General features: G+C 27.4%; 12 protein-coding genes, 1 tRNA gene and 1 pseudogene. 11 read left to right on the plus strand and 3 right to left on the minus strand.

Annotation, left to right across the window (positions count from 1 at the left end; translation table 11 throughout):
• The first annotated feature begins 15 nt into the window (after positions 1-15).
• The 9 genes and pseudogenes from OCHUTO_RS01445 (at position 16) to OCHUTO_RS01485 (ending at position 12,044) form a co-directional block, all read left to right on the plus strand.
• Positions 16-1,938, plus strand: a complete 1,923-nt coding sequence (locus OCHUTO_RS01445) for a DUF3857 domain-containing protein (protein ID WP_045797089.1) — start codon at positions 16-18, stop codon at positions 1,936-1,938.
• A gap of 885 nt (positions 1,939-2,823) precedes the next feature.
• A complete protein-coding gene (locus OCHUTO_RS01450) occupies positions 2,824-3,300 on the plus strand; it encodes a SixA phosphatase family protein (protein WP_045797090.1) in 477 nt (158 codons plus the stop codon).
• 11 nt (positions 3,301-3,311) lie between these two features.
• The gene (locus tag OCHUTO_RS01455; RefSeq protein WP_045797091.1) at positions 3,312-6,740 is read left to right on the plus strand and encodes a UvrD-helicase domain-containing protein; all 3,429 of its coding nucleotides are present in this window, start codon (positions 3,312-3,314) and stop codon (positions 6,738-6,740) included.
• Positions 6,741-6,867: 127 nt separating this feature from the next.
• Positions 6,868-8,066 (plus strand): annotated as a pseudogene (locus tag OCHUTO_RS01460) (dicarboxylate/amino acid:cation symporter).
• 51 nt (positions 8,067-8,117) lie between these two features.
• Positions 8,118-9,332: a CCA tRNA nucleotidyltransferase gene (locus tag OCHUTO_RS01465; RefSeq protein WP_045797092.1), complete on the plus strand. Its 1,215-nt coding sequence runs from the start codon at positions 8,118-8,120 to the stop codon at positions 9,330-9,332.
• Positions 9,323-10,186, plus strand: coding sequence for a metal ABC transporter substrate-binding protein (locus OCHUTO_RS01470; protein ID WP_045797093.1), 864 nt, complete (start codon positions 9,323-9,325; stop codon positions 10,184-10,186). Before OCHUTO_RS01465 ends, OCHUTO_RS01470 begins: the two co-directional genes overlap by 10 nt.
• Before the next feature lie 106 nt (positions 10,187-10,292).
• Positions 10,293-10,369: transfer RNA gene (locus OCHUTO_RS01475), tRNA-His, on the plus strand.
• A gap of 322 nt (positions 10,370-10,691) precedes the next feature.
• Positions 10,692-11,036 carry an HU family DNA-binding protein gene (locus OCHUTO_RS01480; RefSeq protein ID WP_045797094.1) on the plus strand — a complete coding sequence of 115 codons (345 nt, stop codon included), beginning with the start codon at positions 10,692-10,694 and terminating at the stop codon, positions 11,034-11,036.
• Between the two features lie 135 nt (positions 11,037-11,171).
• Positions 11,172-12,044, plus strand: coding sequence for a SurA N-terminal domain-containing protein (locus OCHUTO_RS01485; RefSeq protein WP_045797095.1), 873 nt, complete (start codon positions 11,172-11,174; stop codon positions 12,042-12,044).
• Positions 12,045-13,007: 963 nt separating this feature from the next.
• Here OCHUTO_RS01485 and OCHUTO_RS07025 read toward each other — a convergent pair.
• The 3 genes from OCHUTO_RS07025 to rsmA form a co-directional block, all read right to left on the minus strand.
• Positions 13,008-13,157 (minus strand): DDE-type integrase/transposase/recombinase, encoded by a 150-nt coding sequence (locus OCHUTO_RS07025; RefSeq protein WP_370664235.1) that lies wholly within the window; start codon positions 13,155-13,157, stop codon positions 13,008-13,010.
• Positions 13,158-13,389: 232 nt separating this feature from the next.
• Complete coding sequence (locus OCHUTO_RS01490; protein WP_045797096.1) at positions 13,390-14,724, minus strand: DNA recombination protein RmuC; 1,335 nt, start codon at positions 14,722-14,724, stop codon at positions 13,390-13,392.
• Between the two features lie 68 nt (positions 14,725-14,792).
• Complete coding sequence (rsmA, locus tag OCHUTO_RS01495) at positions 14,793-15,614, minus strand: 16S rRNA (adenine(1518)-N(6)/adenine(1519)-N(6))-dimethyltransferase RsmA (protein WP_045797097.1); 822 nt, start codon at positions 15,612-15,614, stop codon at positions 14,793-14,795.
• 363 nt (positions 15,615-15,977) lie between these two features.
• Between rsmA and OCHUTO_RS01500 the strand changes: the two genes are divergently transcribed.
• Together OCHUTO_RS01500 and OCHUTO_RS05080 are read left to right on the plus strand one after the other, a co-directional pair.
• Positions 15,978-16,343 carry an IS110 family transposase gene (locus tag OCHUTO_RS01500; protein WP_052694609.1) on the plus strand — a complete coding sequence of 122 codons (366 nt, stop codon included), beginning with the start codon at positions 15,978-15,980 and terminating at the stop codon, positions 16,341-16,343.
• 217 nt (positions 16,344-16,560) lie between these two features.
• Positions 16,561-16,725 (plus strand): transposase, encoded by a 165-nt coding sequence (locus OCHUTO_RS05080; RefSeq protein ID WP_084215321.1) that lies wholly within the window; start codon positions 16,561-16,563, stop codon positions 16,723-16,725.
• Positions 16,726-16,953 lie beyond the last annotated feature (228 nt).

The following is a 16,953-nucleotide window of genomic DNA, read 5'->3' on the forward strand; positions in this document are numbered from 1 at the left end:
TATTTAGGTAATGTTATGACACATAAAATCTTTAAATCTTTATTACCATTGATATTGTTAATAACATTTCTCAATTCTTCAAATGCAGAGTGGCAGAATTTTGATGATAGTGTAATAGAAATTAAGTCATGTAGTCTAGATATAGCAATTGATGCAAATGGATTCAGTGAATACTTAGTTTATATTCATGCTAAAATCCTTAAAGAGCAAGGTCGCATGTTTTTTGCTAGTTATCGTGTGCCATACCTATATAGAGAAAACATTGATTCAATAAAAATACTTAAAGCCAAAACAATCTTGAATGGCAAGGAATATATTGTGCCTGTTAATTTTATCGAGTATAAACCATTAGCTGCTATTAGCTTTGGCAGTGATATTTACAAGCAAGTATCAATAACTTTTCCTAAACTAGAAATCGGAGCAGAAATATTTCTAAAATATAAAGTTACTACAAAATCTCCGATTGAAGGTTTTTATAGTGGTCATTTTGGATTATATCCGTATGGATATCATAAAAAAATGCAAATAAATATTAATTCTAAATTGGCTTTAAATACTAAGATTAGTGATCCATATAACAAACTAAAAGTTATTTCTAGTGCTACTGCAAATACTGCAGTGAATAATAAAGATGCTATTAAAATAACTTTAATGAAGCCGTTAACTATAGAGCTAAAAAATGAACCACAAGAATCAATTTTAAATGACAAATACGCTACTTGGATTTCTGTATCAACCGTTAGCAAATGGGAAGAATTAGGAGATAAGTTAAGTAAAGATTATTTTAAAGTTATTAATCAACCATTACCAAAATTATTTGCTGTTATTGCTAAAGAAGCGAAGAGATATTCAAGTTACATAGAACAAATTAATTTTGTAACTTCAATGTTCAACGAAAAAATACAATATGCTCCAGGATGGTATTCAATTAATGGCAAGTTTGTTCCCAGAAACTTGATTAAAATTACAGATTCTGAAAAAGGAAATTGTAGAGACTTTGCTGTTAGTATAGCTGCAATATTAAAAAGTATAGGGTATAAAGTACAACCTGCCTTAATAAAAATAGGAAAAATTACTCCAGTATTGTACCTTCCTGATGTTAATGTGTTTAATTATGTTATACTTAAGATTATTGATAAAAATGGTAAAATATACTGGATTGATCCATGCAATAGTTTAAGCATGGCTAATGGTATTTTTCCTGATATTGCAGATAGAATGGCACTAGTATTGGATTCTGAAAGGTCAAGCTATGAACGTGTTCCCAGTATTGATCCAAATCATTCCCAAGTAATTCATGACCGTATTCTAGAAATTAAAGATAATGTAGCTAACTGGAAAGGGAGAACAAGTTATATAGGAGAAGAATCTGCCATTATGCTTCATTCTAAGCTACTTTATATGTCACAGCAACAATTAAAGGAATTATTTTTTAATTATATAAGTGGTACTTATTTGGAAGAGCATAATAAGAAAAGCCTGATCTTTCCAAGCTTAAATTTAAAGCTACCAAGAATAGTTAATGATGGTACTATCGGATATGAATATAATACTACTCACCAAATAAAAAAAACTAATTTAGGTTATGTTTTATTAAATCCAATATGGGATTATCCAGCTTTCAATAGCATAACTAGTGTTTCTCCAACTCAAATAGGAGATCTTTTTATAGGTAACCCTTGTACAAATTATAACCACCTTATAATCAAGAACTTAAAACTAAAAAATATTGACCGCTTTAACTATATAATTGATACTCCATGGATTTACGTTGAACGGTCATGCAAGTATCAAGGTAATGATACAGAAATTATCTCTAAAGTAATTGTACGGCAATTTTTAATACCAAGTAACGAATTAAAAAGCGAAACATATCGAAATCTGAAGAATGATATTGAACAATACTTTAGTAAAAGTGCACTAGTTTTAGTTGAATAAATACTGTGTATATATGATTTGTTAAAAATTATAGTAAAAAAATATATTAAAATTTAAAATTTTCTATGCATCTATTCTGCTTTGATTAGTTAAATATTATATGTCGTAACAATATACCAAATTTCTTACAGCTTAAAGTAAAAAAAAATTAATAAAATAAATTGACATTAAATGTACATTATAGTATAAATGCTTGAAGTTAAGTTTTAACCATTAGCGCAAATTATATGTTGCCTGCTTTTTGTTTAGGCAATATGCTTTGGTATTCTTACTTGATTTAATTAGTTTTAGCTTTATTGGCTAACATATAGGCTTAGTTTCCATCTTCAGACCTTCCTGTTACAAGCCATATGTTAGCCAGTAAAGCTAAAACCTCTATATAGATTAACCTTATGGCACTCATCTTAAAGTTTTATTTCTATATAGTATGGCATATTAATTACAATTAAACAACCCTCAAGTTAATAGTTTTGAAATTATCTATCATAATTTTAACTTATAAGAGTATATTGCAACGATATTGTGTAAATTATATAGTAAATAAAGCAGTGCTTATAAAAGCATGTAGTTACAAGATTTTACCCATATTAACCCCTAAAAAAAATAGCTAGGTATGATTTGTATTTTTAACATATTTTATTGCTATACTTCTCCATTCTTTAAAGCTTCAGTTTTAAGTTAAAAATTTAGAATTAACAGAATGCTTAATAGGCTAAAGCATTCTATATTTAACGGTATCTTATATGTTCAAGCTTAAAGGAACCTTCTCTAATTCTAAACTGAAGTTTTGCGTATTTATTAAATAATAACTTAGAATAAAAATTATTTGTGTCATTATAGTAAATATGTTTGAATTAGCTTTTTTAATTACAGATAGAAAACTAAATGAAACAAACATTGCTTATGAGACATGGAGATGCTCAGTATCATATTAAAGATTTTTCCAGACCACTTAGTAAACTAGGAAAACAAGCAGTAACAAAAGCAGCTTATTTTCTACATAAATTCAATATTGAAAAAGTATTGTGTTCTCCTAGTATTCGCACTTTGGAAACATTGAATATTATTAAGACGGCAATGTCAATTGAGATTAATAATACTATTATAGATAAGTTATATCAAAGTAATGCAGAAAATATTATCAATATTGTCCAACAGCAACCAGATGATATACAAACATTACTTATTATAGGGCATCAGCCATCCTTATGTGAGTTTTTAAATTTAACAGTAGCACAAAATGATATCAACCTCAAGCTACTTCCAGCTTGCATAGTAGCTATACAATATGTAACTACTTCTTGGGTTACCTTGTTAACAAGATCGGGAGTAGTATATGATATCTTTATTCCTAATCATTAAGTTTTAGTATTATGAATGTTAATCAATTACTAGCTTCTGATCCACATATATCATGTTGGGTATCAGCTTCCGCTGGTACAGGAAAAACTAAAGTCTTAACTGATCGAGTATTAAGGTTATTACTATCTGGAGCCAAACTACATAAAATATTATGCTTAACCTTTACTAATGCCACTGCTAATGAAATGCTGAATAGAATTGTTAATCAGCTAAAGAGCTGGGCATGCATGGATAATGCAACACTAGTTATTAGCATGCATAATGTGCTAGGTATAAATCCAACTGATAATCAAGTATTACGAGCTAGATCCTTGTGTCAGGAATATTTACAAGCAAAAGAAAATATTGCTATTCAGACTATTCATAGCTTTTGCCAGCATTTACTACAAAAATTTCCAGTAGAAGCTGGCATTAATGCAAATTTTAGTATTTTAGATGAGCTAAAGATCAAAGAAATAATTAATTTTATTCAGCAAAATTTAGTTCACAATAGTAGTGAACTACAAGCATCACTAAAATTTATTATTAATTCCAAGCATGAAAATAGTATAACACAACTAATTCATAGCATAATAGATAATCAGCAAAAGTTTTTATTATTATTAGAGAATTATTCAACTGCCGAAAGTTACAAAAATTTTCTTTTAAAATATTTTCATCTTAGTAATAAAGAGTCAGTTATTAAGCAGCTTTTTTCTAAATTTATTCAGTATCCTATCTCAAAGCATAACAACAACAGCAAGCTTATAACTAACTTGATTGAATATCAACAATTAGATTATTTATCATTTGTTCAGCAGCTTGATCAAATAATAGCTTTATTTTTAACAAATAATGGTCAAAGAAAACGTAATTTAATTAATCAAGATTTAAAAAAAACAGATTTAAGAGAATATCTTTCTTCATTACAAGAAGATATTTTGCAAGCACATGATATGCTTAATTCCATAAAAATAATAGACTCAACATATCATTTATATAATGTTGCTATAGTAGTGCTTGATTTATACCAACATTATAAATTATCTAATAACTGTCTTGATTATAATGATTTAATTCGTTATTCCAACAAATTATTAAGGGATAATTTAAATAAAGATTGGATATTATATAAACTTAATCAGTCTATTGATCATATTTTAGTTGATGAAGCACAGGATAACAGTTTGGAGCAATGGAATATTATTCTTACTTTACTGAGTGATTCACTCGCTGGAGGAGAAAAGAATAATCACTCAACCTTTTTTGCGGTAGGAGATAATAAGCAGGCAATTTATAGTTTCCAGGGAGCCGATGTTAATATATTTAATACTCTTAACAAAGAGCTAAAAAGTAGTTTCATTGCTGCTAAAAAAATATTTAAATCTGTAAGTTTAGACATATCTTATCGTTCTACTCAAGAAGTATTAGATATTGTTTATAAAGTATTTTCAGATCTAAGCTTAGAAAGTCCTGAATTATTTAATAGTAGTGATTTAGTAAAATTGAAATGTGCTAGAGAAGCAAATTATGGCTCTGTACAGTTATGGGATATAGAAACTACTAAAACTAAGTCACAAAATGCTAAAGAAGTTTTTTGGCCAATAGCTTTTACAGATAAAAGTAATGAAATTTCTAGCGATAGTTCTTGTTTGCTAGCTAAGAAAATTGCCCATTATATCAATCTTCAAATTTCATCTCAAAGAATTTTATCTTCTACTAAGCAACCAATACAATACTCAGATTTTCTTATTTTGGTAAGGCGTAGGAATAAATTTGTAAAACAGTTAGTTGTTGAGCTTAGAAAGCTTAATCTAAAAGTTTCTGGTATCGACAGAGTATCATTGAAAGATCATTTATCTATAATCGATTTAGTAGCTCTTGCTAAGTTTGTAATTACTCCAAGTGATGACTTAAATTTAGCTTGTTTACTTAAATCTTCATTTATTGGTTGCTCTGAAGAAGATATCTATTTTTTATGCAAGAACAAGGAACTAAAAGATAGTATATGGCAATTTTTAGCTGTAGTTCAAAAAGATAATTTATATTATCAAAATATAGTCAATAAACTACTAAAATTCATTGAGTTATACTGTACTACTACTCCTGATTATTTTTTTCATTTAGTAATAGAAGTATTAAATTATCGGCAAGTGTTAATTAATGCTAATATTGAAGATGGAAATGACATTATTGACGAATTTCTAAAAACAGTAGAGTATTTTTTTGCATCTTTTTCTCCCAGTTTAAGAGAATTTATTATTTGGTTTGAGAGTCATGATTTTGAAATAAAAAGAGATGTTGATACTCAAGATTGTATAAATATCATGACTATTCATGCTGCCAAAGGTCTGCAAGCCCCGATAGTAATTCTGCCAGATACTACCACATTACCTATTAGCCCCTCTGGTATATTATGGGATAATAATGGTAATATGTTATGGCCAACGCAATCTCAGTATTACAATGATTATTTCAAAAAACAGATAGAGATTTTAAAAAGTGCTGATTATCAAGAGTATTTAAGGCTGCTTTATGTTGCAATGACAAGAGCTGAAGATGAATTAATTATTTGTGGTTATAGCATAACTGCAACTTTGTCGCAAGGATGCTGGTATAATATTATCCAAAAATCGATATCTAAAATTTTTGGAATTAGTAGAAGAGAATGTAATTTAGGCTTTACATACATTAATAAAGTGGTATACAATAGAGCAGAGATTTCTTCAGAATTGGCAGTAAATTTAGAACAAGAAGGCAGTCATTTTAAATATGGCAATTCTTTAAAAGAGAAATCTTATATTAAAATTGGTCAAGGTAAGAATGACTGCTCAACTTTATTAAATTTGATTTTTGATTTTAAGTTTGAGCTAAATAGAGTATTAGAATTAAAGTTTTTAAATGTTAATTTAATATCATTAAGTAAATTTAGTCCACTAGATGGAGAATATGGAATTAATTATGGAGTTATTTGTCACAAAATTTTAGAGGAAGTAGTAAAAAATAGAACTGCAAAGTTCTTAGTTAATAATCATTATTTTAAATTATTAACAATTAAGCAAAAAAACAAAGTAGAGAAAACTTTAAATGCTCTATTTGCAAGCCAAGAATTTAATTATTTATTAAATAGCTATGAATTAAAGAGTGAAGTAAATTTAGGGCTTATACAATTAAGCAATAACTCTAGCATTGAAAATAACCATGATATGTTTCATATTGATAATGCAAAAGTTTTTGTTTTTAAAAGAATTGATCTCTTAGTAATTAAGAATAATCATGTTATTATTATTGATTATAAAACTGATTTTTCAGTTCCTAAAACACAATTTAAAGTTCAAGCTTCATATTTGAAGCAATTACGATCTTATTATGATATAGTAAAACTGATTTATCCTGCACATAAAGTAAGTGCAAAAATTTTGTGGCTTGAAAATATATATTTCATGAATATAAATTTATAGGCATATACTGTTATAGTAAGTTTTAAAATCACCATGTATAGTTTGTACTATACAAACCACTAACTTAAATATTAAGTTTAAGCATAGTTTTATATATTTTTAACTAAAAATTGTCTTAATTTTTTTTATGATGTTATGGAAAAAAGTAATATTAGGTCTCATATTAGGAATAATTACTGGAGTCTTATTTCCTGAATATGTTAATCATATCAAACCAATAGGTGACATATTTTTGCGCTTAATAAAAATGGTTATTGCTCCATTAATATTTTTTTCATTAGTATCTGGTATTATTAGTGTAAACGATTCAAATTCTTTGGGAAGACTTGGTATTAAAGCTACTATTGCATTTTTTTCAACAACTTTATTTGCTGTGTTATTTGGTATTGGAATGGCAATTATTTTGAAGCCTGGTATAGGATTAACTATTGATTTTCCAGTAAAAACTACTAATTTAGGGGAAACAAAATTTGATATAGTTAACTTTTTAATAAATATTATACCTGATAGTGCTTTAGGAGCTGTCGTCTATGGCAACATACTACAAGTTGTTTTTTTAGCGATATTTACTGGTATAACTATTAATAAAATGTCTAATTCATATTCACTACGTGAATTATTTGGTATTATTTCTAAGATGATTATGAAAATGATTTCATTAATCATCTTATTCGCTCCTTATGGAGCATTTGCACTAACTGCTTGGGTTGTTGGAACGCATGGTATTGGTATACTATTTGGAGTATCAAAGCTAATATTTGCAATAGTGTTAGCAATGATTATGCAATACTTAATTTTTGGTGTGTTAATTATGGTATGTTGTCGCATTTCTCCACTTCCATTTTATCGAAAAAGTATAGAATATCAAATTTTAGCTTTATCTACTAGTAGTAGCAAGGCTAGTTTAGTAACAACTATGGATGTTTGCAAGAATAAACTAGGAGTATCTAGTGCTACTACTAATTTTATTTTACCATTAGGAGCTTCTATTAACATGGATGGTTTTGCTATTAATTTAGCTTTAACTACAATTTTTTTTGCTCAAGTATTTGGAGTAACTTTACAGTTACATGATTATTTCGTCATAATATTAATGGTAACAATAGGAACTATTGGCGGAGCAGGAATACCTGGAGCTTCTTTAATTATGTTGCCTATTGTTCTTTCGGCTGTTAATTTACCTGTAGAAGGAGTAGCAATTTTAGTTGGCTTGATAGAATACTTGATATGCTTAGAACAGTAATAAATATTACAGGAGATGCTACCATTACACTGATCATTGATCAGTCTGAAGGAACTTTTGATGAAGAAACATATTATTCTTAATAAAGTATTAATCCATTATACAGTGCTAATGGTTGTTGGCATGTTCTATCTATGATAAAAATCCCTATCTGTATAATATGGAAATCGCAAAATATACAAAAATTATTGCATATACTTTCTACTCCAGTAAGATCTGCAAGAGTTATAGGGGGGGCAATACGAAACATTATGTTAGGCCAACCAGTTAATGATATTGATATTACAACACAATTACTTCCAGAGGAAGTAATGAGTTTATTAAAATTAAATAATATAAGATGTTATGCAACTGGTATCAAATTTGGGACTGTAACAGCTATAATAGATGAGGAAAAATTTGAGATTACAACTTTAAGACAAGATATACAGTGTTATGGCCGGCATGCCAAAGTACAGTTTTCGAATGATTATTTTGAGGATGCTAAAAGGCGTGATTTTACTATTAATGCTCTAAGTTATTCACTTGAGAAAAATTTATTATATGACTACTTTAATGGATTGCAGGATTTAAAAGATAGAAAAGTGTTATTTATTGGAGATTCCAATATTCGCATTCAAGAAGATGTTTTAAGAATTTTAAGATTTTTTAGATTTTCTTCATATTATGCTAGATCTATAGACCAAGAAGGATATCAATCATGTGCTAAAAACGCTAAAAGTTTAACTATATTATCTAAGGAAAGGATTATTCAAGAGCTAAATAAAATTATTGTTTCCCCTAATGCCTACAGGACTTTAGTAAAAATGGTAGAAATTAATATTACACATTACATAGGTCTTAAATTAAAGCTAAATCTAGAAATTTTTAAGAACATAATAATAATTGCTCAAAATAAATACATTTTACTAAATCATGCAATGCTTTACTCAGCACTACTAAGCGGTAATGTTATACAAGATCTCAAAGCTGTCCTTTTCAATTTACGTTTTAGTAAAGCGATGATTAAAAAAATAGTTATGCTGTGCACTTTTTTATCTGAGTGTCAAAGTAAAAATGCTATCTTCTTAATAAGAAAATATTGGGCATATGGAACAGACAATATTAATGATTATATTGATTTAGCTTTATTATTGGAATGTCTTTCTGAGAAAGAAGCAAATATAGTCAAGCAGCAAGTTTGTAAATCAAGATCTAAATTGCCAGTTAATGGCTATGATCTTAAGGAACTTGGTCTTACAAAGCAAGATATTCAGAAAACATTGTTACATCTTAATGATGCCTGGATAAGCAGTAATTTTACGCTTAACAAGCAAGAGTTAATTAATTTATTAAAGTCATGGTTTTGAGATTTAAATTATTTAAGATAATTATATTAGCCTTTTTAGTATATAATTATAGTGGTATTATATTGGCTCAACAAAAACTTCATATTGTTACTTCTAGTACTCCAATTGCTGCGATTGTAAAAGCCATAGTTCAAGATTTAGCAGAAGTAGAAAGTTTAGAATTTGGACAAAATAGTTGTTCTCATGGCTATCAGTTTAAGCCAAGCGATATTTATAAAATTCAATCTGCAGATCTAATAATATATATAGATGATAGATTTGAGCATTACATGACTAAGCTATCTACCTTTTGTCAGTCTCAAGTGATTAAATTATCAGGAATTGAAGGAATAAGCTTGATCAATAATGGTATAAGAAACAATTGGCATATTTGGTATGATATTGATAATATTAAATTAATATCATTAGAACTTTATAAAATTCTTACAAATAAATTAGATCATTATTTAAAGCAAGATCTTTTTAAAAGCTATCAAGAATTTATTGTACAGTTAAATGTAATTCAGGAGAAAAAAAATGATCTCTTTAAAAATTTTTTTAGGGATATTATAGTATTAGATAGTGCTATTGAATATTTTTTTAATTGCAATAAAGCAAAGGTTATAAAGGTGCCTATTAACTGCCATAGAGGGATTATTTTAAGTACTATACAAAAAATTAGATCTTTATCTAAAAAAAAGTCTTTATGTGTAATATTAGGGCAACAAGAAAATATTAAAAATCTAAATGCATTATTTAATGATAAAATTAAAGTTATTAGATTAGATAGAGAAGCATGGAATAAAAATATTGATAGTAAACTACTTTTATCTAACTTAAATACAGTTATTGTTCAATTGCATGATTGTTTATAAAAGTTTACAGATTAAATTTACTTAAGGTAATAAATATCAAGTGATATATACTTGACTTTCAGGATTTGATAATAATATATTAACTTGGGTGAAATTTTTTATTATGGCGAATATAGCTCAGTTGGTTAGAGCATCAGATTGTGGATCTGAGGGTCGCCGGTTCGAGGCCGGTTATTCGCCCCATGTTATTATTTCCTAAGTAATAGCAAAAGATGTTATTATTAATGCACTTCTTAATAAGTTATTGTTATTTTTAAATAGATAATTTAATATAAAATAGCTGGTTTGTAGTATATTTAATACTAGTTTTATTTTAAGATATATTAATGATATCTTGAGTGTTTAATTAAGCAAGCATAGCATGTGGCTGAGTAAATTGTTGTAGAAAAATCATGTTAATAGCAAAATGCTTTAGTTTATCATTAATAATATGAACTATTTATATAATTAGTAAGATGTTTAGTTATATTGATACAATGTAATTTTAATTATTATAAGGAAATTTATGAATACAAATAATCAACCAAGAAAAAGTCTAAATAAAGGCGAGTTTATAAACTTTATACATTCTAAGAGAAATAAAATTATTGATGATAAAATTGTTAAGACTGATATAGACAAAGTCACTAAAGCTGATTTAGAACGAGCTCTAAATTTAGTATTGCGTAGTGTTGAAGAAGCTATTAAAAGTGGCTTTGATATAAATATTGTTGGCTTTGGAAGCTTTTGTGTGAGATTTAGAGCAGCAAGAGATGGGCATAACCCTAAAACTGGTGCTAAAATCAATATTGCTGCACGTAAGCAGGTAGTCTTTAAGGTTGGTAAATTATTAAAAGATGCATGTAATTAAAAGATATATTCAGTTTATCATTTAAAAAGTAATAGCATATATAATTGTAAAACAATATATATGCTATTACTTTTTTAGTAATTTTTATATCTTAAATATGGTAATTCCTGTAGGCACTGATAAATAAGAAAATTTATGAATAAAATTTTATCTTTTTTTTTAGCTATAATAATTATATGTAATAGCTTTACTATTTTGGCAGTTACTAAAATAGTAGCTGTTGTTGATGGAGCTCCAATTACATCATATCAGTTAGAAAATTTTAAGAAAGTAATCAAATTTTTGCATACAAGCCAATCTCTTACTTCTATTAGTGATACTGAACTTACAACTCTAGCTCTAGAAGCTTTAATTGATAAAATTATATTCCTAAATGAAGCAAGGAAGCATGGTATTAACGCTTCTATAGATGAAATTAATCAATTTATAGCTATGGAAGAAAAAGCTGCTAATTTACCTGATCAATATTTTAAGTATGCAATAAAAGAAGCTGGAGTTAGTTATGATGACTTTTTATTATTCTATGAAGTACGAGTAATAATATCAAAAATTAATAGAATGCTAGCTAAATCTAGTAATCATGATATAGTTGATTTATTACTTGTATCTACTAAGCCTACTGAAGTTAAATTTTTAGTTGCTAGCAGCATTAGTTCTTTAGATAATTACAAAAGGATGCTGACATTACAGTCGAAGATTAATTGTAATGTTGATACAAAAGAATATTCTGATTTTGCTGAAGTAAAATACGTGATTAAGGATTTAAAAGATATGAATATTTATGATCGAACAATTTTAGAAAGCTTGCAGGAAAATAGCAGTAGTAGCATTATTAAAACATCTAATAATCTTAGATTTTTTCATTTATGTAGTAGAAAAGTAAAAGATATAACTCAGCATGAACATGACGATTTAATAAGTAAAGTTTTTTTAAATCAGGTGCATATGGAATTTAATAAATTTCGTAATAAGTTACGCGAACGAGCTTATATAAAGGTCTTCATTTAGATTTTTTAATTTGTAACATTTAACTTTTTAAAGAAAAAAACATACCATATAATAAAGAAATAAAAGGTAAAATTTCCTTAACTTATAAACTTTATGAAGCCTATATTAAAGTTTATTAGTATTTTTAGTCAATATTTCATTATTAGTTAGGCTATATAAGCATCATTAATTGACCTAAAAGTTATAAAAACAAAATTTAAAGGATTAATTCTTAACAATCAATACTTATAATTGACGAACTGTATATAATCTAAGGTTTGTTTTCAAACTAAATTAGGTGTTACAAAATAATTACAAAAATACTTACTATTAAAAAAAGTCATAATATTTAGGTCAACATTTAATATTGATAAGTTGACTATTTTTTCTAAAATATAAATGGAATTTAGTATACCAATAATATTTTTAAAATTCGCAATAGAGAGTTAAGAAAAAATCGAGATTTCAATATATATATGGACTAATACTATTTAGGGTCATATTGACAAAGCAAGATATTTTATTTAGAAAAATGCTTTAGAAGAGTTTCAATAAGAATAAAGATAGCGGTATTTCTGGATTTATTTATCGATATACTATATACTGTAGAATGCAAGAAGATTAAGTAATAGATCCAAGAAGATGTAAACAAACACAATATATAGAAGCAAAAGGATTCTATTGTATCTATATGGAATACCACAAAATTTGATCTTTTCAACGCTATGCTGCCATTAGCATTTTAAAAAATTCTCGAAAGTAGATACATGATCATTAGCTTCGGTTATTTGTTCTTTTTTGAATTATACTAATATTTCTTATCAGCAATGGTTTTTAGCACTACAAAAAACTATTTAAGCGAAGCATTAGTTTAATTTATTTTTTAATAAGTACATGATATTGCTCAAATATTCGTTTTGGAATGTTTTTATCTTTTGCTTCTTAAGTAGTTTGTTATTAAAGTCATTAGCAGAAGTACCACTCTTATCTATCACTATTTTTAGCCTTATTCTTAATAAAGGTTTTCTGAAAAAAACCTACCTTAACAGCTGCAGCATCTCTATACTTTCTTAGTAAGAATTCAATAGTATTGCCACAAAAGTTAATTTCTTTATATAGATAGATTATTTCCATTAACTATAGTCTCATCTATTCTCTCGCTATTTCCAACCGCTTTCTTATGTTTCTTAACCCCTTAATCTACCAAAGGAGAAAACTTATTAACTATCTTTGAAAAAAAAGAGTCGCAAAGATCTCTAATATTTTTTTTAAGTTTGCAAATGCAAGATATACTACTCAGTATGAAATGCTCCATATACTATCTTTTTTAGTTGCTTACTGCCATACTTAAAAAGCTTATTAAACCTTAATTCAGAACTTTATTTGTGCTATTAATTTTAGTATTAACCATATCAATATCTGACTTAGATGAAACTAGTTGATATCTTGGTAACATTAACTTACTATTGTCTATATTTCTACTCTTTTTAGTTTCAATTCCTAATTGCTGAATTGTTTTAGCTTTTGACAGGAAATTACTATTAAATGATGCTGCAAATTGATCGTAGCTATTTACTATACTTTGAATGTTATTACCTAATTTATGGGCATGTTCTGTTAATAAAGTAATAGATAATATTACTTTTTCTACTTCGTTTAATATTAATTTCTGGTTTTCATATCTCATTTGTTCTTTTATTTGAAACTTAGCAAAAGATAACATGTTCATTAAGCCGGAAGGCCCAACTGGGAAAATGTTAAGCTCCCATGATCTATGAATAAATTCCCTATCTATATTTGATAAATTTTCTATTGCGGTTTCAGTAGGTAAAAACATTAAAGTAATAATATTATTAAAATTATGCGCTTCAAATTGATAAGAATCAACTATAGCTTTAGCATATTCTTTAGATGATAGATTTTTAAGGTGAAGATTTATACTTTTTTTTAATCTATCTGCTTTAGCTGTATCAACAGCACTATCAGTAGTATGAGGCATATCTATTAAAAATTTTGAAGCTTTAGCATCAATAATCATCAAATTATTACCTGGTAAAAAAATCAATGCATCAGGACGTAAGCGTCCATTATCTTCATTACTGGTTAGATTACATTGCATAATAAAATCATACTTAGCTCTTAAACCTGATGCTTTTAAAATATTTTCCAAAGTAATTTCTGCTAACATTCCTACACCAGATGGAGATAATAGTGAGCTCTTAATAACTTCTACAATCTTAGTTGACTCATCAACTTTATTATTAAGTACTGCAATAATTTCTAATAATTTTTGAAATTCTTGTTGAAACTTTAAGTTAATATTGTAAATATTATTTTCAGATAATCTTCTTGACTGCTCTGTTTCTTGCTTATGTAAAGCAATTAATTGCTTAGACAAGTCATTACCTAAATCTAGTAAAGAAGCTTTAGCAAGTTGCAAAGCTTCTTCATTCATTTTTTCTTTTTTATTATTATCTAACTTAATAAACTCAATTCTAGTTTTTAATTCCTGTATTTCTTGTATAGAACTTAATTTATCAAGTTCTAGTTGTTCTGCGTGCTGTAAAAGTTTATTATAATTTTCTTCAATAAAAGTTAGTTTTAATTTTAGTTTAGTAATTTTGTAAAGCAAAATCCAAATTGTACCTACCAATATAACAAATGTACTAGCTACTACACTCCAAAAAACAAAAATTTCCATTCAAATCAAATAATTTTATTTAAGTTAAGCTATTTATTACAAAATTCAGTATATTTTAGGATACTTTCTTACAAAAGAATTCTACTTAACTGAACATATTGCTCAGGAGTTAACTGTTCAGGTCTTTGATGTAATATTGTATTAAATACTTCATTAGTAATATTTTTTGATGTTAATAAAGTACCTAAACAATTTTTTAGTTTTTTTCTTCTAGAATTAAATGCTAACTTAGTAATATTTTGTACATTCTCTATAGTATGTTTATCTAATTGCTGCTTTTTAGGTACCATTAGAAGGACACTCGAATCTATTTTGGGTGGAGGATTAAAAACCTTAGAAGATACTTTAAAACACTTTCGTACATCAGAAACAAGTTGTGAAAGAACTGTAAGCCGACCATATTTTTTTTTAGAGTGGGAAGATATTATACGTTCTACTACTTCATCTTGAAGCATAACTATTATATATTCAATTAGTGATATTTGATGTAACCATCGTACAATAAGTTTAGTTCCAATATTATAAGGCAAATTTGAGATAATAATTATATGATTTGCCTTGATACTAGACAAGTCAAAATGTAAAGCATCGCCATAAATAATCTCAAGTTTAGAAGAAGATAAAACAGGTATTTCATGCAATAATTTAATAAAACTAATATCTTTTTCAATAGCAATTAATTTCTTAGGATTACAGGCTAAAATAGCTCTAGTTAATCCACCTGGTCCTGGCCCTACTTCCAATACAACTTTCCCTGTAATTGTACTAGGGGCAACGCTAATGATCTTATTGCATATATTAAGATCAAGAAGAAAATGCTGCCCAAAAGACTTATTAGCAGTAATTTTATGAATCTTCATATGCTGTGATACTGTAGGCAATTTAATCATAACCTAATTAACAGAAACTGAAATATAATTACATAAAAAAAGTACTAAATCTTTTTAGTGCTTCACAGTTTAGATCAATATAACTAATTTTGCGAGTAAAAAATTAACAATAGATGTGACATGTATCTTGAAAGAGCAAGAAAAATACTTGCAAGGATGCTTTCAAAGGAGTTAGCTTACTTTTGAAGGTAGAAAGAGGTGACTCTGTAAATGCGACTAGATATTAAATCTGTGGTTCTGATAAGAGCCCTCTTTCACAAGGCTAAAGCTGAACAGTATCTGAAGTCTGACTTATTCTGTATAAATATGGTTAGCTAAAGTCTTGGTTCCCTTTTTAAAACTTATCTTCCAAGGAGCAATATAATGTCTAAACCAATTTTAGGAATTGATGTATCCAAATTAGATTTAACTATTTCCTTACTCATTGATAAAAATTATCATCACACTAAAGTAAATAATAATCAACAAGGTTTTAAAGAGCTAGTTAAATGGTTAAAAAAACATAAAATTACTCAGGTAGCTGCATGCATGGAGGCAACTGGTAAGTACGGTAAGTCATTTGCTAATTTTTTGTACAGCAATAACCATAAAGTGAGTATAGTAAACCCTGCTTGTATTAACACCTTTGCAAAAAGCAAATTATCATGTCATAAGACTGATAAGGTAGATAGCATGATTATTGCTGAATATCAAGTAAGAATGATTTACATCAATAATTCCTCGGAATAAGGTGCTGAAGAACTAAAGAGCTATATCCTGTTTGCAAAATTTCAAAGGACAATATGAAGGTACAGAATTATCTTGAAACAAAAAAGACTTATATAAATCAGTATGTGCTAGCTACAATAAACTTGCTAGCCATATTATAAAAGAAATTAAAAATATTGAACTTAATATAGATAAATTACTTGCTAAGAATATTGAATTCAAGCATAAAGTAGATAACATGCAAACTATCCCAGGAATTGGTCGAATTACTGCTGTTGCTATACTTGCAGAATCCCCTGATATAGAATCCTTCAGTAATGCTAGGCAGCTTGCTGCATATGCAGGGCTTACACCTAAAATAAAACTTCCGGTACCTCCTAAAGGGAAAAAGCACTATATCTAAAATAGGTTCTGTAACCTACGAAGGCTCTATATTTTCCAGCTATTGTTGCTAAAAATCATAACCCTATATTTAAGCAGTTTATTCAAAAGCTATCTAGTAAGGGTAAACCCACTAAAGTTATTATTGTTGCTATTATGCGTAAATTATTACATATTGTCTTTGGTGTAATTAAAAATAATTCTATCTTTAATCCTAATTTTATCCTTGACTCCTAAGACAGTATCAGAA

It is taken from the genome of Orientia chuto str. Dubai (assembly GCF_000964595.1).
GTDB lineage: Bacteria > Pseudomonadota > Alphaproteobacteria > Rickettsiales > Rickettsiaceae > Orientia > Orientia mediorientalis.